Here is a 19,238-nt window from a genome sequence, read left to right as displayed (position 1 = left end):
GTGGCGGGCGGCGGCTTCAACGTTGGCGATTGGTGCTGGCTGACGCGACAGGCTGCGTCTTGTCGCGTCATCGATCGGCAAGAGGTATGGGGTGAGAGTGCTTACCGCGTCTGGCTGCCAGCCAAAGACGCAGTGGTGCGGGCACGTGCCTCAGATCTTGCGCCGTTGGACAGCGTTCGCCCTACGGTGGAGGAAATCCTGCACACCACGGCGGCGGCCAAGCTGCTGGATGCGCTGGAAGACAACTTGTTGCTCGCGCCCATCCAGTCCAGCGTGGTGCCACTGCCGCATCAGTTGTACGCACTGAATCGCGCCATCAGCCGCGACCGTATTCGTTACCTGCTGGCAGATGAGGTGGGCTTGGGCAAGACCATCGAAGCCGGGCTGGTGTTGCGGGAATTGAAGCTACGCGGCCGGGTGAAAAGAGTGCTGGTGGTCGCGCCTAAGGGGTTGGTGCGCCAGTGGCAGGCGGAAATGCGTTTGCATTTCGGTGAGCATCTGCAGTTCATCGAGCCCTCTGAGTTGGCTGCATTTCGCCAATGGCGCAGTGGCAACCAGGGGGATGAAGACAACCTGTGGCGTATGCATGACCAGGTGATCTGCTCACTGGATTCGGTCAAACCGATGGAGAGTCGGCGCGGCTGGAGTCTGGAGCAGCTCAACAACTACAACCGCGAACGCTTTGAAGACCTGATCTCGGCCTCTTGGGATTTGGTCATCATCGATGAAGCCCACCGTATGGGCGGCAGCACCGAACAGGTGGCGCGCTACAAGCTGGGTGCAGCATTGGCAGAAGCATCGCCCTACCTCCTGTTGCTGTCAGCCACGCCGCACCAGGGAAAGACCGACCAGTTCCTGCGCTTGATGCAGTTGCTGGACCGCGACGCCTTCCCTGACGAAAGCAGCGTGAACCGCGATCGCGTGCGGCCGTTTGTGATTCGTACAGAAAAGCGGCTGTCGATCAACGCCGATGGTCAGCCACTCTTCAAGCCGCGAGTCACCCGGCTGCAGGCCGTGGCCTGGCAGGCGCGCCACAACGCGCAGCGGCGCTTGTATGAGGCCGTGACCGACTACGTGCGCCATGGCTACAACCAGGCAATGGCCGCCAAGCAGCGTCATATCGGGTTTTTGATGATTCTGATGCAGCGTTTAGTGACGTCCAGCACTGCCGCTATTCGCACGACGCTGGAAAAGCGGCTGGCATTGCTGGAGGAGCCCCAGCCACAACCCTCGTTGTTTGAGAACACCAGCGAGGAAGACTGGGCTGACCTGGACGGCCAGTCGCAGGTGGATTTGGCCATGCAGGCCACCGGCTGGGAGCTGGAAAAGTCCGAAGTGGAAATACTGCTCGCTCTGGCCCGCGAGACCGAAGCCTCGGGCACCGATGCCAAGGCAGAAGCCTTGCTGGAGCTGATCTACAAACTGCAGCAGGAAGAAAACGACCCTGCCCTGAAGGTGCTGCTCTTCACCGAGTTTGTGCCGACCCAAGCCATGCTGGCCAATTACCTGGAAAGCCGTGGCTTTTCGGTGGCCACCCTTAACGGCGGCATGGATCTGGATGCACGCAGCAAGGCGCAAAAGGCGTTCTCTCAAGACGTGCGCGTACTGATCTCGACAGACGCTGGCGGCGAAGGTTTGAACCTGCAGTTCTGCCACGTCATCGTCAATTTCGACATGCCTTGGAACCCGATGCGCATTGAACAGCGCATCGGCCGCGTCGACCGTATTGGCCAGCGGCACGTGGTGCGCGCCATCAACTTTGTGCTGGAAGACACCGTGGAGCACCGGGTTCGCCAGGTGCTGGAAGAAAAGCTGGAAGTGATCGCCCAACAGTTCGGCGTGGACAAGGCGTCCGACGTGATGGACTCGGCGGAAGCAGAGCCTTTGTTCGAAGAGCTGTTCGTGCATGGTTTGCAGAACCCGGCTTCGATAGAGCAGGAATGCGATGCGGTGGTTTCGCAGTTGCGCGAGACCTTGGCCGAGTCAAAAAAGAGCAGCGAATTGCTCTCGGACGCGCACGAGCTGGAAGCGGACGATGCCCGCAAATGGCGCGACCACCCGGCACAGTTCTGGCTGGAGCGAGCCATCACCTCTGGCTTGGCCGCACGCGGCGGTGCAGCAACCAAGGTGGGCAAGGCGTGGCGTGTGACTTGGGCGGATGGCAGCGAAGCAGCGCAGGTTTGCTTTGACGCGCGTACCGCTGACGAGAACCATGACATTGAGTGGGTGACGCTGGAAGACCCGCGCGCGCGCGCAGTGATCAGCGAGTTGCCCCGCTTTGTGGCAGGCCAACCCTTGCCAGTGATACGGGTGACGGGCCTGCCTGATTCTGTGAGCGGAGTGTGGTCCCTCTGGGAGATCAGCCTTGCGGCGGAAGGCTTGAACCGCAAGCGTTACCTGCCCGTTTTTACCAACGAAGAGGGCCGCGCTTTTGTGCCGACGGCCAAACGCGTGTGGGATTTGCTGCTGACCGAAACAGTGGTCGTACACGGGGTCAGCGGCACCGAAGAGGCTGTGAAATGGTTTGACGCAGCACTCACGGCGGCAAAAGCCCAAGGCGAGCGGATCTTTACCGAGATGCTGGAGGCGCATCGGACCCGACTGCAAGAGGAGCGGGAGCGTGCTGACTACGCCTTTGAAGCAAGGCAACAGGCTATCGGCCGCATCGGGCTGCCTGCTGTCCGCGAGCATCGTCGCAAGCGTCTGCAACAAGAACACGACGCCAGACTGGCCGCCTTGGCCGAGGCTGCGGCCAGTGTGCCGGATCTGAACGCGGTAATGATGGTACGCGTCTCCGCCGAGGTTCAGCCTGGCGAGAACGTGAGGGAGACACAAAGCACATGAGCCAGTGGATTGAACGAATTCTCAGTCGCTTCACAGCTGATCTCGACCGGCTGTGGGTGGCCTGCGATCCGGACGACGTCTTGCTGGACGAGCGTTTGCTGGCCGAACTGCGCAGCCGTGGCTTCGAGGTGCTGTTGTACGAAGACCCCTTTGTGTTCCGTACAGAGTTTGAGGAGCGCTATCGCGCCGCCTGGGACCGAGGCGAGCCCGGCCCCACGCCCGCTGTGGTTGTGCATTGGCGCGGTGCAGATCCCAATGAGCTGCCTTGGGACCTTGGGCACTATGGTCGTGTCGTAAGTCTGGGCTTGGCACAGTTGTTTCCGCGTTTGGCTTACAACGTGGTCAAGCAGCTTGAACCCGAGCACTTTGCCGCCTTGCTGGAGGCGCACGACACCGAGCTGCAGGGTATTCGCGGCGAGAACGAGTCCAAAGATTTCATACTGGAGCGGGTCTACCACCTGGCACCGCGCTCCAGCATTCGCACGGAAAGTGATTTCTGGCGTGATGTGCTGCGGATGCACTTTGCTAACCGTGCGCTGCCCCTGGTCTTTGCCGAGCACGCAGCCAGCATCATCCAGAGCAAGGGACTGCTTGCAGGCCTTCCGGTGGCCGCGTGGCTGTCGTCGAAGAGTGCGTTGCTGCGCGTGGTGCAGGAGGCTTGGCATCGCTACCTGGCGAACTTGGGCATGGAAGGCTCACGCATTGGCGAGCCACCACCCCCCGATTACGTGGCCAAAGTCGATATTCCGTTTGCGCACTCGGATGTGCAATCCATCGTTGATTCGATGTTCTTGAATGGCTCCTTGCACCCGCTGGTCGTTGAGGTTGTGCCAGCTGACGCGCCAGGCTGGATCAAGGCCGGGATTGTGCAAGACCCGCAAGCGCGCAACGCTTTTGTGAAAAAGGGAATTGCCAAGCTGATTGACGCGATTCCAAGCGCGACGGCTACGCACAAGGCCTGGAGCGAGTTTGCCAAGCAGTACGGCGAAACTCTCGCCCGCGTGCACGATCTGGGCAATGCCTATGGCACAGACGGTTTGGCAGAGGTGCAGGCTCTCGTGAAAACACTGCAAGAACAGTCGGATGCGCAGCTACATGCGTGGGTGGCTGCCAAGCACTATGCGGATCTGAGCACGCTCTCGTTCCACAACGGGCCGGTGATGGTGCATCGGATTCCCGACTATCTGAGCTCTCGCCGGAAAGCGCTCGGGGCCGACAAGATCGCACTCCTGGTTTTTGATGGCTTAGCCTTGGACCAGTGGGTACAGATTCGGGAGCGGTTAGTCGAGGCGACGAAGCGCTTTGCGTTTGATGAAGGTACTTCCTTCGCTTGGCTCCCCACCGTGACCTCGGTGTCGCGGCAGGCCCTGTTCTCTGGCCGTAAACCGCGGGAATTCGAAGAGTCGATCGGCCATACCAACAAAGAAGAGTACCTGTGGAAGGCCTACTGGCAGGAGCAAGGCGTCAAGCCGGGCGAAATCTACTACCAGCGCTCGTTGCGGCAGATTGAGCAGCTGGATGCCTTGCAAGCAGCGCTGGACGATCGTCGGCCCAAGGTGGTCGGGTTGGTGGTCGACGAGGTGGATGACCGACTGCACAAGGAACGCTCCAAACAAGATGTGGCCTTGTGGATCGCGAACTGGTTGAAAACAGGCTTCGTCGATCGCTTGTTTGCGATGCTGCTCGACAGAGGCTTTCATATTTACCTGACAGCGGATCACGGCAACGTTGAAGCTGTTGGCGTGGGACGTCCATCTGAAGGGGATGTTCCAGAAGCCCGTGGCGAACGGGTGCGCGTGTATCGCAGTGAATCGTTGTTGGCTAAATCCGCAGCGGCAAATGCCAACTCAGTGCACTTGGACATCGCTGGACTACCGGCGGGCTATATGCCCTTATTCGCGGGTGGCCGAACGGCTTTTGTTCCCGATGGCGAGCAAGTGGTTGTCCACGGCGGCATCTCGGTAGAAGAGCTGATCGTGCCGTTTGTGAAAGTTAAATATGTGATTGGAAACGAATGAATACATCAGCCCCTCAGATTGGGTTCGATCGGTTCATTCAGCTTGATTGGGCGGCTGCGGCACTGCGGGTTCGTGCGGGTACAGCTGGGCTAGATGATCTGAATGCACTGCTCGACGCAGCCGAACTTGGCGTGGAAGCCAAGAAAAAAACACGAACCGTCTTGAACCGGCTGTGGTTGGAGCCACGCGCCGAGCTGGTGGACTTCGCCGACCGGGCGGCGGCTCTTTACAAAAGCCAGCCCGACACACCAATTCCGGTACTGTGCTGGGGCGTGGCCATAGCCTGCTATCCGTTTTTCGGGAAAGTGTCTGAGTTGGTGGGTCGCTTGTCGGCCATCCAAGACGACTGCGCAGCTGCCGAAGTGCATCGCCGTATGAGCGAGATCTACGGCGAACGCGAAGGCACGCGACGCATGACCAATATGGTCATCCAGACACAAGCAAGCTGGGGCGCGGTAGAGCGTGTCGAGAAAGGCAAGCGCGTCATCCGTCTTGCAGCGACGCCTATCGACAGCGACGAACTCACGGTATGGCTGATCGAGGCGGCTGTGCGCTACGTCGGCAAGCCTGTTTCAGTTCATAGCCTGCAATCACTGCCTGTCCTGTTTCCATTCCGTTTAACGAGACCTTTGGCCTACGTCGTCTCGAACTCCCCATACCTCGACCTACGGTCGGAGGGGCCGAGTAACCAGTTCGTCGCTTTGCGCAGCACTATCTGAGGACATCCATGAACATAAAAACAGAGAACTCGAGCGCACAGGCGAGCTGGTTTGTTGGCGCAAGCTACGGGGGCACGGACGATCAGTTGCCACGCTTTCTGTCCGAGGGGATTTGGGAGAACGGCTACGAGGACAAGCATCTCGACGTGGTGCGATCGATGCGACCAGGAGATCAGATCGCCATCAAGTCGTCCTACACGCGCAAGCATGGGCTACCCTTTGACAGCCGTGGACAAGCGGTTTCGGTGATGGCGATCAAGGCAATTGGTACGATCACTGAGAACCTGAATGATGGTCAGCGAGTTAAGGTTGACTGGACAAAAATCGAACCGGTGCGTGAGTGGTATTTCTATACCCACCGGGGAACGGTGTGGCGCGTTTTGCCTGGTGAATGGATGACCGATGGTTTGATCAGCTTCGCCTTCCACAACAAGCCGCAGGACGTTGAGCGTTTCCGAAACGCTCCCTACTGGCGGGAGCGATTCGGGACGGTGGCAGCAGACAAACATCGCTTCGGCTGGACAAAGTTCTATGAAGCAATCGCGGACAAGCTGCTCACCTATCGCGCCAACAGGGCAGCCCTTGTGGAGGGAATCCGGGAGATCTCCGTTCGCGTCGACGGACTCGGCCATCTGGCAGAGGATAAGTATGCAGACGGCACTACGGGCTTCGTAAAGGACATCTGCCCGTTCACGACGATGGGTCTGTTCAATCGGGGCATCAAGGACTCCAACCGCAAGATCATCGCGACCGAGTTGGCAAAATTCCTGGGCGTCGACGAGCCGGTTCCAGAGACGTTCGAAGGCATCCCGCTGCTGAACAACTTGAAGTCCTGGTACTTTCCATTCGAGATCAATCGCGCCACCGACCACATTGACGCGCTTTGGGGGGTCTTCGCAGCGGGTATCGCGTACGCAGATACCGACGATGACCTTGCCCGCGAGGAGTTCGCCAAGGCTTTCGACAGCGCGAACGGTCGGCGAGGCGTTGCATGGAATCTGACGTTCGGCCTGTATTGGATCAGGCCTTGGGCGTTCCTGAGCCTTGATCACAACTCTCAGCTCTATGTCAGCAAGAAGCTCGGTGTGCCGATTGGCATGCACGGCCCGAAGAGGCGCTGCAATTCGGCAGACTACCTTGCCGTGATGGATGTATTGGAGCCGCGCTTCCAGGAGACCGCTTACCCGGTCCATTCCTACCCTGAGCTTTCGCTGGAAGCATGGCTGTACAAGGACCCCACCGATGAGAAGTCTCCGGTCGGCGAAGACGACGCTGGTGACGTCGATGATGGTGACGATGCTACCGAGGCAACTGCACCAGAGGACGTTCATGTTGCCGTGCCGATCGTGCCGTACTCGGTCGACGACATTCTCAAGGACGGATGCTTCCTTGAACGCAACGAGATCGATCGGCTTCTGGACCGCCTTCGCACCAAGAAGAACCTGATCCTTCAGGGGCCACCAGGCACCGGCAAGACGTGGCTTGCGAAGCGCCTGGCGTTTGCGCTGATGGGTCAAAAGGACGAAAGCAAAGTCCGTGCGGTGCAGTTTCACCCCAACCTGTCCTACGAGGATTTCGTCAGAGGATGGCGGCCGACCGGCGAGGGGAAATTGTCGCTAGCCGACGGCGTATTCATGGAAGCGATCAAGGCAGCGTCGAAGGACCCATCGTCGAAGTTCGTCGTGGTGATCGAGGAGATCAACCGTGGCAACCCGGCGCAGATCTTCGGCGAACTCCTGACGCTGCTTGAAGCTGGAAAGCGCACGCCCAATGAGGCACTGGAACTGTGCTACCCGGACGCGGATGGCAAACGTCGCCCCGTCCACATTCCGGAAAACCTCTACGTCGTCGGCACGATGAATATCGCCGACAGGTCGTTGGCCCTGGTCGATCTCGCGTTGCGTCGGCGTTTCGCCTTCGTGGGGCTCGAGCCAAGGCTTGGCACCGCATGGCGGGATTGGGCTGTCAAGGAGTGTGCTGTCGATCCTGCTCTGGTCGCGGATATTGAGCACCGGATTGCAGAGCTAAATGACCAGATAGCGGCTGACGCTCGCCTTGGAAAGCAGTTCCGGATCGGCCATAGCTACGTGACGCCCGCCCATAGGCTGGAGGCCGGGGACACGAAAAAGTGGTTCCAGCAGGTGGTCGAGACTGAGATCGGGCCACTGCTCGATGAGTATTGGTTTGACGCCCCTGACGAAGCGCAGAAGGCGTGTGCGCGGCTGCTTCAGGGCTGGTAATGGGTGTGGTCGCGGAGCAGGTCGAGAGCGCGTCGGTCGACGCAAATGGCTACATCGGACGTATTCCGGTGCGCAATCTGTGGCTGCTGATGCTGTACGCGTCGGAATTGTTCCGCACTCGCGGCATCGGCAAGGTTGGCCTGGAGGACAACCCTGACGATCTCCCCGATCTGGTCGCCGAGATTCTGGCCCACGCAGTCGAAGTCAGGCAGCGCCGCCGCCTCAACCTGGGCTACCGATCTCGGGATGCTGTCCTAAATCGCGTGCGCGGGCGAATTGATGTCCTGAATACGGAGCGGCATCGATTGCTGGATCGTGGCTTAGTGGCCTGTCGATTTGATGAGCTGACCGTCGACACGCCACGCAATCGCTTTGTGCGCGCGGCACTAGAGACCATCGCCCGAATTGTGCAAAGGAAGGACGTGTCTCATCGCTGCCGCTCACTTGCCAGCGGCATGAAGGCCATGGGTGTTTCCGGCGATGTACCCACTCGCGCGCAGATGAGCACAGATCGCTTTGGCCGCAACGACGCTGATGACAGATTCATGGTGGCTGCGGCGAAGCTGGCTTTTGATCTTGCCTTGCCAACTGAGGTGGCAGGGACGAACGTGTTGACTCTGCCGGAACGCGAGGTCACCTGGGTCCGGCGACTGTTCGAGAAGGCCGTGGGCGGCTTCTATGACGTGGTACTGCAACCGCAGGGATGGCGGGTTCGCTGTGGCGGTACGCTGGGCTGGCAAATCGAACAGAAGACATCGGGAATCGACAAGATCTTGCCGACGATGCGAACCGACGTGGTACTCGACCATGCGCCTTCTGGCCGGCGAATCGTCATCGACACCAAGTTCACGTCGATCGTGACGAGCGGATGGTATCGAGAGGAGACGCTGCGCAGCGGGTACGTGTACCAGATCTACGCCTACCTGCGATCCCAGGTCGGGCGCGGCGATCCGCTTGCGGATGACGCCAGTGGGCTGTTGCTTCACCCTTCCGTCGGCGACGCCGTTGATGAGACGGTTGTCATCCAGGGGCATGGCATCCGATTTGCGACGGTGGATCTGACAGCATCGCCCGGCGAGATTCGATCGCAATTGCTGCGCTTGTGTGAGCCAGCGCTTCAGTAGTGAAGGCCAGACATCAGCGCCGCCTCGACCTTTCGCCTTGCCACCAAACCTGGCAAGACCTTTCCGCCACCATAGATCCATCGGCAGAGCTCCTGAGCTGATACCGCCCAATCCCGCTGGTTGATCCGTCGCCGAAGCGTCGATGTCTGCAGCCGCCCCGCGCCAAGGTTGAAGGTGAAATCCACAATGGCCGAAAGTCGCCCTTCGGGTTCGGTTGCGAGCACCGGGCAGTAGCGCAGCGTTGCGGCGAGCGCCGTTTGCAGGTCGTGCGTAAGATAGACCTCGGCCTCGGACTCCGTGATCGGCGGGTGCGTCGACTCGCACAGATGGCCGTAGCCAATCGTCCAGTAGCCCGCTGGGCAGATGTACGGATGCGCGCGGCCCGGATCGATCCTCGGCACCCGGTGGAACCCCTCAAAGCGCTTGGCCAGCTCGATGGCCGTTTTCGGCACCCCGGTCACGAGCGCACCCGGTCGAACACGCGCCCGAGGAACCAGAAGTTCAGAACCCCGGCCCACAGCGCCTGATCGGCTTCCGTCCATGCGTGCAGGATGGCCGTGCCCCAGCCAGAGCCAGCGGTGACGGCGGCCGCGAAAGCAGCCGTCTTGGCCGCACAGTACAGCGCCATGAACCAGTAGGTGATTACCGGTCGCACGCTGATAGACAACGCATCGGCCCAGCGCACACCGGTCTTCTCACCTTGGGTGCGGACGGCCTCACGCAGCGCATCGACGGCACCGACGTTCCAGGCGGCTTCGGCGCTCGCACCGATCTCGGCCATCCGCTGCGCGCCGCGAATTTTCTCGAACTCCAGCGCCTTGTCCTGCATGGCCAGCTCGTGGCCGCGTTCGCCCTTGCGGTCCAGCCACTTGAGGATTTCGGGCGCAAGACGGAAGACCCCGCCCAGGAGGCCACCGAGGAGGGTTTCGATCATTGGGGGCCTCCCATCAGCTTGAGCTTGATGGCGGCACCGACCAGCAACGCGGCCAGGATGCCTGTGGTGGCCACCTTGATGGTCGTCTGCCAAGCCGTGCGGCGGGCGTCGCGCCAAGCTTCCAGCAGATCGCGCAGCTCCCGGATGTCGCGGGCAGCGTGGCCGTTCTCCAGTCCAAGATGGGCGAGGCAGCGTTCAGCACCACGTTCGGCGGCACGGTCGAGCAGATCGTCGAAATCCTCCTTGCGCAGCAGGAGCATGTTCTCGACGAGCGCCGGTTGTTGTTCAGGTTCGGTCATTTGCTTTCTCCAGAAATACGAAACCCGCCCGATGCGTGAGCATCAGGGCGGGTCTCAGGGTTGAATCAGTTGGGTTTCAGATCTCGATGATTTCCAGCGTCAGGCTGGGCGCAATGCCTTCGATGGCGTCGTCGCGCACGAACACCTTCTGGCCAAGGGCCGCAGAGCCCCTCGCCTTGATTCGGCCGCCACCGGGCAATGCGACCGTGACCACGCCAGAGCCGACGTCGCTCACTGTGCCCGCCTGCAGCGGCGGGTCGGGGATCAGTTGGCGAAACTGCTCGTAGAGGTTACGCATAGGCCTGCACTCCCAGCGTCTGCCAGACCTCGGGCAACCCGGCTTCCACTTGGGTCGCGCGGACAATGCCCAATCGCGTGACGCTGCCGTCCTGGTACTCCACGAACGCACCGGGCTCGATGATCCCGGTCTCGGCGAGCACCGGCAGGCGCAGGCTGACCTCGAGCTGGTGACCCGTGTCGGCGAGCACGGCTACGCCACGCTGCCGCGCGGCGGCCGCCTCGGTGATCAGCGGGTCGACGACCATCGGTGCCAGCACTTCTCCGGCAGTCCCGGCCCGGGTCACCTGCCCGAGCACGCCTACGTCCTGCCCGGAAACGAACACGCGGTTGTACGCAGGCTTTTCCAACCAGCGCAGCGACTCGCGGGCGACAGCATCGACGGGCAACACGAAGTCGGGCGTGACCGTGCTCCATTCCCAAGGCGCGACCGGGTAGCGGTGACGCACGCGGATGCTCTGGGCCGAGGGATGCGGAATCAAGTAGCCACCTGCAGCACCGGCAATGGCGGTCAGTGCGTCGATCCACGACCCCTGCTGCGCGAACGCACCGGCGGGGACGTTCCAGTCCGTCAGGCCCCAATCGACCGCCCAGCCCAGCGGGATGCCATTGACCGTGAGCACATCGTCCATCAACTGCCGAGCAGTGCGGCCTTCGGTATTCGAGAACGTCATCACCGGCGCGTAGGGCGCGGCCAGAACGGCGTTGCGCCCCCGTCCGGAGATGCGGATGCTGGCGTCACCAAAGATGCGCTCGCGGCTGATGCTCTCGGCCAGCACGCGAAACGGGGTGCCGTTGACGCTGGCCACGAGTTCGACGGGCCCGGAAGCGCTGCCCGCGACCAGCGCCTCGGCTTTCGCAGGGAGCACCGCATCGAAGCCCCACGCCCAGGACGATGCATCGAGCGACAGCGAAAGGTTGAACACCGGCACCGGCGCGCCATCGGACACGCGGTACAGGGTCACGTTGTTGATCACGAAATAGACCCTCCGAACAGGAACGACCACCGGCTCCCCATCGGGAGGCGGTGGGTTGATGTGGTTTTCACAGACGAACAGCAAGTGGCTGTCCGCTGGGGCCAAAGCGGCGAACAGCAGATGCGCGCTCGGCGTGTAGCAAGGTATCGGCGCTGGCGGTTGTGGAACCACCCAGACGCTGATCCCCAGCGGTGGCGGCACGGCGTCCTGATACCGGACACTCCAGCCCTTGAGTGACGGGCTGGCAATCTGAAAATCACTCCCCTGGCGCTCGGTGAGCAGACGCGCGATTTGCCAAAAGCTCACCCGCCCCGCGCGTTTGGTGCGGTCGCCGTCCTGATGCCGAAATCGCGTGGTGTCCCGCAACGGGCCTGCGTTCTGGAACAGACCTTGTCGGGTCGCCGCAAAACGCGTGGCGTCCTGGTGCGCAAACCACGTCGAATCCTGCAGCCGGGTCGCATCCTGGTGGCGAGCGCCTCGTTGCTCGGGCGCTGCCGCCAGCACCGGCGGCAACCTGTGCTCGATGCCTTGAGGAACACCCAAGGTGCGTCGCCAGAACGTGTCCCAGCCTGCGGGTGTAGCGGCAGCGTCCTGCTGGCCCTGTGTCGAACCATCTTCCGTCTGCGCTGCCACCTGCCAAGCGTGTGCGGTCTGGCCGACTGTCGGTCGCTGCGTGCGCGAGTAGTACCTGACCTCGCCGGAGAACACGACACCAGGAAGACTTGCACCGGTCACGTCCAAGGGGACGCTCGGGCGCAGCAACAGCGTGGTCACCGTCAATGCAGGTAGCTCGGCCAGCAGTGCGGCCCGCGCTGGCGGGATGAACTTGATCGCCACGACCGGCAACGGCAGGCTGGCCAGCACCACGACGTCGTCGCGCGGCGCGATGTAGTTGGCCCCGAACACCAAGTTGGCGTCGGTGGCAGCCGGTTGGTCAAACAGCAGATCGACCAGCGGAGGCCCGACCGCCACGCTGGCGGTGGGCGCAGGCAACGCGGCGACCAGGGTCACCTCGTTGAGAACGGCAGGCACGGACTACCCCAGGATCGCAGACACCATCCGGGCATCGCCGCCCAGATAGAGGTTGGTGCTGGCCAGCTTCACGTCACCGCTGCCGTCGGTACCGCTGCAGTCCAGATCCAGGGCCGTGACTTCGTTGCCGTTGACCAGCCGCGCCCAGGTGGCGATGCCGGTCGCCGTGATCAGCCCGTCTTCTTGCTGCGTCAGCGTCAAGAGTCCACCTGCAATCGTGCCTGCGGGTTTGGTCAGCCTGATCTCGACCAGCATCGCGCTGGTCGGCGTCGTGGCCGGGTTGGCGGGTCGTGTCCCGCCGTAGATGCGCAGACGCGCCGGATTGCTACCGGCATCCAGGAATGCCAGGGTGCCCGCCAGTCGCGCCTCGTTGTGTTCGACAGTGATGGCAACGGTCACGGCATCATCTCCGGATGAAGGTTGTCCGCGATCACGGCGCGGTACATCTGCTTGTGGTCGTAGCTGACCACGGTGTATCTCTGGGCCGGGTCGATAAGCTCGAACCGGTACGCGCCCGTGGTGTCGCTCCAGGTCTCGGCCACCAGGACGCGGGTGTTCTCGCTGACCAGTTGCACCCGCCGCACCAGGGGCTGGTCGGGCTGGCCCTTCTCCTTGACGGTTCCGGCGATGAAGCCGTGGCCGCTGAAGTGGATGTTCTTGCGGCCATTCGGAATCGCGTGAAAGTGCCAGTCGTAGCCACCACCCCGGTTCCACAGCTCAGAGTTGGGGCTGTTCAAGCGCATCAGGTCGCAGTCGGCGTTGACGGCGATGTTGGCGGCCGGATCAGGGGGCACCGAAGTCGACCCACCCGCGAGCGGCAGCAGGTCATCGGCGGCGTTCACGCCCACGGTTGCCGGAAACGCGGGCAGACCTGACGGCGTGTCACCCGCAATCGCGTGGACGCGCGCCGTGGCCCCATACAGGAACACGCCCGGGATCAGCTTGCCCCTGTAGGCAGCATCCCCGACCTGGAACATCAGCACCCCACCGGCCTTGAACTGGATCAGGCGCGCCCACGGAACGCCGTTGGCGTCAAAGGCTCCGACGATGACCTCACAGCGCAGGGGCATCCGCTGGCCGACGTTGAAGGTCGGGGCCACGTCTATAACGCCCGCGACCGGCTTCGCTCCATCGTTGACACCGCCCGTCACTGCCGCGCCGTCGCCAAAGCCGCTGTTCCAGCGTGTCACGCTCCAGGCACCGTCAATATGTGCGAACCGGTAGCCCTCGGAACCGTTGCCGGTGGTCATCCACAGGCCGATGTGCTTGCGGGCGCTCGGGTCGGTCAGAAACTCAACATCCGCCTCGAACCAGAAGTCACCGTGGGCGGTTTCGTTGAAGCGCAGGATGGACTGGCTATTGGGGGCCGAGATATCGATGGACTGCTGCACGTTGTTGTGTGTCGCGGCCATTCCGCCGAGGACGGCGGTGTAGCCGGTCGCAGGAGCCGTGGCGAAAGACTCGCTCAGCGGGTAGCTCATGGCTTACCTCCACGGGCCAGTGATGTCGAACGCGATCTGTGCGCCTTCGGTTTCCGAGCTGTACTGCGTCCTGACCAGCAAGAAGCGCTTACCCGCCTGACCCACCACGTTGTCCACGATGGTCTGATCGCTATAGGGCCGGTCCTGGGGCATCCACAGCATCCCGGGCAGGATGCCGCGCATATGGCCGTCCTCCTGCCGCACGTAGGTGGGCAACAGCCACAAACTGTAGTCGGCTCCATTCGGGAACGGCATCGGGCCCCGACCGCAGATCTGCTGGCCGTTGTTGGTGTTCAGCGACGTGAGTCCGAACCGGACGGGATTGCCGAGTTGGGTGTGATTGCGCAGCAGCACCTTGCCGGTGAAGTCCAGGGACGAAACCAGCCCGTAGCCGCTGAACTGCCCTGGATAGCTCCAGTAGTTGCTCATCCCCGAGTAGTTGTCGTCGGCGGCCAGCACCGTCGCGTAGTTGTCACCGGGTTTGAAGCTGATCAGATCGCCGAAGCAATAGCTGTTGCGGCCATACCAGCCGTAGCCCGCTGCATTGGTGCAGAACAGGAAGAACAGACGGTCGTCACCGATCAACACCCAGTTGCGACCTCCGCCGCCGCTGTCGCCGTTGCTTTCGTACTGGGGGCCACGTGCGTGGAACCATTTGTACCAACCCCACTGGCTAGCGGTGACCTGTTTCCAGTTCTGCGTCGGGTTGTTCGGGTCATACGGAGCCTGTGCGCCAACGATGGTGTCGATGTCGGACAGGTCTTCCACGATCCCGACGTTGGCCCACTTCGCCCACCCCGTCGTGTAGTTGGGCGTCTTGAGGCTGTTGTCGATCAGCAGGATGTTCTGCGGCGACTGTGGGTTTTTGCTGCGATAGGCGGCCTTGCTCGTCCCCGCGAACGGCTTCTCCCACCCAAGTGGAGCCACTTTGGCGCTCAGGTTAGTGGTCGTCGTCGCGGGCGACACCGGCGCTCCGGTCACCGCATAGGTGAAGGCGGTCGTGGTCGTCGACAGCACACGGAATGAACCGTTGTACTCAGGCTGCTCGGCTCCAGCGATCTCGACCACCTGAAAAGGCCGATAGGCGTGGCCGGTGGAAATGGTGGCTGTGGCGATGCCATCGGCGAAGGTCAAGGTGTCGATGGCTTTCAGCGCGAAGCCATTGACGAGGCAGGCATCGAGCATCGTCACCAGATCGCCCCAGTTGTTGGAGATCTGTGGCGCGCCGGTCATGCCGCTGTTGAAGTATTTGACGGTCAGGTCGATCATTTCATGGGTTCCTGTCTACGAAATCAGGGGGTGTCCACGTCGCCGCGAATCAGCAACGTGAAGTTGTCGTCGGGCACGGACTCCGGCCCCTGCTGAACGGTGCGCACCACCCAGACCGGGAACTGCGCGCCGATGGTGTTGAAGCGCAGCACGTTGCCGGTGGCCCAGCCATTGCCCCAGCCAAGTGCGGGCAGATGGAAGTACGGCACGCCGGTCGCCGGGTTGTTGGGCGCGCAATCCGCACTGGTGTTGCCCGTGGCGATCACGCCGACGTTCTCGCCGATGACTTCGAACGAGGTGCTGTTGGTCAGGCGCACGATCCAACGCTCGGTCAGTGCCCCCCGGTTCGTCACGCGGATCGGGTACTGCGTGTTGTTGAACGTTGCTGTTGCGGAACTGCCTGACAAGGCATCTGACCACGCGCCGTTCCACGTTGACTGGTCGAACACCAGATTCACGCGGGCAAACAGGTCACCGGCCACCAGGGCGCTGGAGACGTGACTCCCCAGCGGATATTCGTGCGTCAGGGCGCGCGTGAAACTGATCTCGCCGCTGATCTGCACATCCCGCACCACGGCCATGTCCTCGATCCGGTGCTCGATGGTCACGGGCTGGCTGTAGCCCGACACGTTGATGAAGGTGACGGTGCCCGCTTCCAGATCGGTGGAGTACCCGGTGTGGATCACCGCTCCGTCGTGGCCGACGACGCGCACGCGCGACAGGCGCACCCGAGCGCAGTTGATGGTCTGGCCGTTGCTGACCGAGGAGGTGATCTTGCCGGTGTGGCCCACCACGGCGAAGCCGCCGGGGCGGAAGATCGGCACCCGCCCATCACTGGGCAGGCGCACCGGATCGATGCCAAGCAAATCAGCATCCAGCGGCAGATAGCTGTAGGCGACCGCGCTGTAACGCACGCTGGATGCGGCCACCGGCTCGGGTCGGAAGATCTTGCCGTCCGTGCCCACCCGGTCGGCGGCGTACCAAGGCTGGCTCTCGTTCCCGGCCGCCGTGACCATCGTTCCGAAGCGAACGCGCACCAGACCGGTCTCGTAGTCGACGCTGCCGCTGATGCCGGTTGCCTCGATCTTGCCGTCAATCCCGGCCGTCACGTTTTGCGTGCCACCAACCGCGCGGGCGTACTGGATCGACAGCGACCCAGGACGAAGCGGTGCCGCGCCAGTTCGGAACACGAACTCGCTGGAGATGTTCTCGCCGACCGTGGTCACGCAACTGGCTCGTGTGATCGCGTTGTTCGTGCCCGCCGTCCAGGACGTCAGCGCCACGTCCCCGGATAGGTAGTTAATCGTGCCGCGCGTGACCCAGCCACTGGTGGTGAACTCGCGCAGGGTGCCCTGGCCGTTGTCGCCCCAAGGCTGCGCGCCACTGATGGAGAGAAGCACCGTGCCTGTCACCACCTGGGCATTCACCCCCGGTACCAGCTTGAAGGCCGGTAGGAACTGGAACGTCTCGGTCTGGTTGCTGGTCGAGCCCGCGCTGTTGTAGCGCAGCTTGACGTAGCCGGATTCGTCGTTGGGGTACAGCGATGGCGCATCGACGTAGGCGATGCCGCCGTAGTTCAATCGCCACCGACCGGTGCCGTTGATGGCGACTGCCGTGTAGACCGGGCGTGGGATACGGATCGAGACATCCGGATTGAAGGTCACCTGACCGGTTGCGTAGTTGACGGTGCCAATCGAGATCCCGTTCAGCACTACACCGCCGTTCCCGTCATCTCGGGCGATCTGGGTGGGGTCGCGCCAGATCGAGACGGCGATACCCATCTCCTGCAATTGAGCGAAGGTGTACGCACCGAGAACCGCCTCGTCGGTGAACGTGTTCCACTCGACTTCGAGCGAGCCCGGTTCGATGGCCCCCAAGGTCGCGGTGACTGGCAGCGTCCCCGCACCATTGCGGGAGGGGTGAGCAAACGAGTCCTCCTGCTTCGGGCCCGCGACGTAGCTCACGGTGAGTTGCGTGCCCACCGCTGGCAGCACATTGGGCGCGAAGTCCACGCGGTTCTGCGCCACGCTCAGACTGCCCGTGGCGGCACCCGACAGCACGCCCGACGTGGCCGCCGTTGAGGTCTTGGTGCCGCCGTACTCCCAGGACACGGTGAGCGACCCGGGTTGCACCGCCGTCCCTGCAGGTGGGTTCAATGCCAGGCTCTGGGTGGCCTTCAGGGTGGTGGATGGCTGCTGCGTCTCCTGCGTCGGCACGTTCCAGGTCAGCACGAGCGAACTGCCCACGTCGGGCAACGCACCCAGCGTGACCACGAAGGCTCCGGTATTCCTGTTGAAGGTGCCCGCGCCGTAGCTGGCGTCCAGGCCCTTGAGCGAGCCGTTGCCACTGTCGGAAAGCACATACCAGCGCCCTTGGGCCATGTAGCTGATGGACAGCGTTCCGGGCTGCGGCACCGGGTTGACCGTGCCCACGTAGGACTGGCTGCGCGACTCGGGCGTGACCGGGATCTCCGAGCTTTGCGGAGCACGCAGAATCTGCGCGGCGGGCGTGTAGGTGATGGCCTTCGCGTTCGACATCGTCCCCGAGTTCAGGGTCAGGATGCCGTTGGCGTAGTCGATGGTTCCGACCGTCCCGCTGGCGGTCTTGAGCAGGCCCGCGTCGTCAAATATCGTGATGCCGTCCGTGCCGATGGTCAGTGACCCCGGCAAGCAACCGCCCGGGAGATTGAATTTGATGCTGGTCGTCCACGCGTGGCTGGCTGTGTAGCTCACCGCGACGGCCCCCGGCACCGGCAGTCCGGCGGCCGCGTAGGGAGGAACGAAGGAAATGGGCGTCTCGGTTTGCGCGCTTGGCACCAGCTGCGTGTAGATCGAGGTGCCCTTGATCGTGAAGTCGCCGACGGCGGCGGCCTGCGTCAGCGGTACTACGCCGACGTAGGTTCCGGCGTCCGCCACGACCGTGTCGCGCGTCTTGGTGCTGTTCGCGGCCCGGGTGAACGTGCGGCTTGCAGGCGAGCCGGTGAAGTCGTAGCGCAGTGCGTCGCTGATGTCGACCGTGACGATGCTGGCCTTGTAGTCCTTGTCGCCGTCGTAAGTGAACGTGCGCTCGACGACGGACACCGAGGTGGCCCGGATGTACTGCTCCTTCTGGGTGCCCAGGCCCTCGTTCTCGATCAAGACCAAGGTCTGGCCGACATTGGGAACGGTGTCGGTGGTGCGCTGGAAAAGCTGAATCACCCGCTGACCGGCGATGTGGTTCTCGAACAGGTAGCCAGCCCACTCCGGGCCCTTGTTGAGGTAGGCCTCGATGCGGACTTGCGCCTGCTCGCGGGTGTCGAAGGTCTTCTCGGTGCTGAACAGCGTGACGCTGACGCGCGCATCCTGCGGCGGCTCTGCCACGATCACGTTGGCACCGAAGTAGGTGTCGGTGTCGTCGGTCTGCACCGACACGAAGGACTTGCGCAGGTTGACCCGACCCCCGGCGCGATCCAGCTCGGAGATGTCAGGAAAGATGGCGTTCGAGACGCCATCGGCAATGGTGTTGCCCGTGGGCGCGCCACCGCCCTCGGGCACATCCGCCATCACGGCGGACTTCAGCAGTTTCACGTCGCCGGATTGGATCGGCATTTCAAATCTCCAGGAATCGAAGGGTCAGGCGATAGAAGTCGGTAGCGGCACGGGCCGGGATGCCCAGCACGGGCTCGGCTTCGATGGCCGTTTCTGCGTGGCGGAATGCCACGGTGAACGAGCGGCCATCGGAGAAGGTCAAGCCGAAGCGACCTGTGGCGCTGCCCACTGGAAGCGCGGCCCAGGCCTGCAGTTGCTCGACCGTGGCCCGCGTCACCCAGGCCATATCGGGTGCGCCCACCAGCGTGATGGGGCGACCGGCTTGCCGGGTGGCAGACTGGATAAGCAAGGCTCCGGTGATGAGGTAAGACGTGGTCGCCACGGCGGGCGACCACGCGTGCTCATCACTCCACAGCAAATCGTCAGGCAATGGCAAAGCCACCCCGGCATCGAGGTTCGTCAGTTGCATCGGGAATC

Annotated in this window: 15 protein-coding genes; 5 read left to right on the top strand and 10 right to left on the bottom strand. The window is 62.6% G+C overall.

Annotated features, from left to right (window positions below; translation table 11 throughout):
* The 5 genes from GZH91_RS10540 to mcrC are packed head-to-tail and all read left to right on the top strand — an operon-like array spanning window position 1 to window position 8,945.
* Window positions 1–2,844 carry a DEAD/DEAH box helicase gene (locus tag GZH91_RS10540; protein ID WP_147073232.1) on the top strand — a complete coding sequence of 948 codons (2,844 nt, stop codon included), beginning with the start codon at window positions 1–3 and terminating at the stop codon, window positions 2,842–2,844.
* The gene (gene pglZ / locus GZH91_RS10535) at window positions 2,841–4,862 is read left to right on the top strand and encodes a BREX-3 system phosphatase PglZ (protein WP_147073235.1); all 2,022 of its coding nucleotides are present in this window, start codon (window positions 2,841–2,843) and stop codon (window positions 4,860–4,862) included. The genes GZH91_RS10540 and pglZ overlap by 4 nt, the downstream gene beginning before the upstream one ends.
* Window positions 4,859–5,581 carry a hypothetical protein gene (locus GZH91_RS10530; RefSeq protein ID WP_147073237.1) on the top strand — a complete coding sequence of 241 codons (723 nt, stop codon included), beginning with the start codon at window positions 4,859–4,861 and terminating at the stop codon, window positions 5,579–5,581. The genes pglZ and GZH91_RS10530 overlap by 4 nt, the downstream gene beginning before the upstream one ends.
* An 8-nt stretch (window positions 5,582–5,589) precedes the next feature.
* Window positions 5,590–7,821 (top strand): AAA family ATPase, encoded by a 2,232-nt coding sequence (locus GZH91_RS10525; protein ID WP_147073239.1) that lies wholly within the window; start codon window positions 5,590–5,592, stop codon window positions 7,819–7,821.
* Window positions 7,821–8,945 carry a 5-methylcytosine-specific restriction endonuclease system specificity protein McrC gene (gene mcrC, locus GZH91_RS10520; protein ID WP_147073241.1) on the top strand — a complete coding sequence of 375 codons (1,125 nt, stop codon included), beginning with the start codon at window positions 7,821–7,823 and terminating at the stop codon, window positions 8,943–8,945. Before GZH91_RS10525 ends, mcrC begins: the two co-directional genes overlap by 1 nt.
* On the opposite strand, the gene GZH91_RS10515 is transcribed toward mcrC, so the two are convergent.
* From GZH91_RS10515 to GZH91_RS10470, 10 genes are all read right to left on the bottom strand, one after another.
* Entirely contained in the window at window positions 8,939–9,406 is a 468-nt protein-coding gene (locus tag GZH91_RS10515) for a lysozyme (protein WP_170227448.1), read from the bottom strand. The genes mcrC and GZH91_RS10515 overlap by 7 nt on opposite strands.
* The gene (locus GZH91_RS10510; RefSeq protein ID WP_147073244.1) at window positions 9,403–9,879 is read right to left on the bottom strand and encodes a hypothetical protein; all 477 of its coding nucleotides are present in this window, start codon (window positions 9,877–9,879) and stop codon (window positions 9,403–9,405) included. The genes GZH91_RS10515 and GZH91_RS10510 overlap by 4 nt, the downstream gene beginning before the upstream one ends.
* A complete protein-coding gene (locus GZH91_RS10505) occupies window positions 9,876–10,178 on the bottom strand; it encodes a DUF6127 family protein (protein ID WP_147073246.1) in 303 nt (100 codons plus the stop codon). Before GZH91_RS10505 ends, GZH91_RS10510 begins: the two co-directional genes overlap by 4 nt.
* 76 nt (window positions 10,179–10,254) lie before the next feature.
* The gene (locus GZH91_RS10500) at window positions 10,255–10,476 is read right to left on the bottom strand and encodes a hypothetical protein (RefSeq protein WP_147073248.1); all 222 of its coding nucleotides are present in this window, start codon (window positions 10,474–10,476) and stop codon (window positions 10,255–10,257) included.
* Entirely contained in the window at window positions 10,469–12,484 is a 2,016-nt protein-coding gene (locus GZH91_RS10495; RefSeq protein ID WP_147073250.1) for a hypothetical protein, read from the bottom strand. The genes GZH91_RS10500 and GZH91_RS10495 overlap by 8 nt, the downstream gene beginning before the upstream one ends.
* 3 nt (window positions 12,485–12,487) lie before the next feature.
* Window positions 12,488–12,883: a hypothetical protein gene (locus GZH91_RS10490; protein WP_147073252.1), complete on the bottom strand. Its 396-nt coding sequence runs from the start codon at window positions 12,881–12,883 to the stop codon at window positions 12,488–12,490.
* Window positions 12,880–13,965: a hypothetical protein gene (locus GZH91_RS10485; RefSeq protein ID WP_147073254.1), complete on the bottom strand. Its 1,086-nt coding sequence runs from the start codon at window positions 13,963–13,965 to the stop codon at window positions 12,880–12,882. Before GZH91_RS10485 ends, GZH91_RS10490 begins: the two co-directional genes overlap by 4 nt.
* A 3-nt stretch (window positions 13,966–13,968) precedes the next feature.
* Window positions 13,969–15,234, bottom strand: a complete 1,266-nt coding sequence (locus GZH91_RS10480) for a hypothetical protein (protein WP_147073256.1) — start codon at window positions 15,232–15,234, stop codon at window positions 13,969–13,971.
* Window positions 15,235–15,257: 23 nt separating this feature from the next.
* Window positions 15,258–18,821, bottom strand: coding sequence for a hypothetical protein (locus GZH91_RS10475; RefSeq protein WP_147073258.1), 3,564 nt, complete (start codon window positions 18,819–18,821; stop codon window positions 15,258–15,260).
* Window position 18,822: 1 nt separating this feature from the next.
* Window positions 18,823–19,230 (bottom strand): hypothetical protein, encoded by a 408-nt coding sequence (locus GZH91_RS10470; RefSeq protein ID WP_147073260.1) that lies wholly within the window; start codon window positions 19,228–19,230, stop codon window positions 18,823–18,825.
* Between the last annotated feature and the right edge of the window lie 8 nt (window positions 19,231–19,238).

This window comes from Sulfuriferula plumbiphila (genome assembly GCF_009938015.1).
GTDB classification, from domain to species: Bacteria; Pseudomonadota; Gammaproteobacteria; order Burkholderiales; family Sulfuriferulaceae; genus Sulfuriferula; species Sulfuriferula plumbiphila.
The sequence above is the reverse complement of the archived record's forward strand: the minus strand, read 5'-3'. Positions and strand labels throughout refer to the sequence as shown.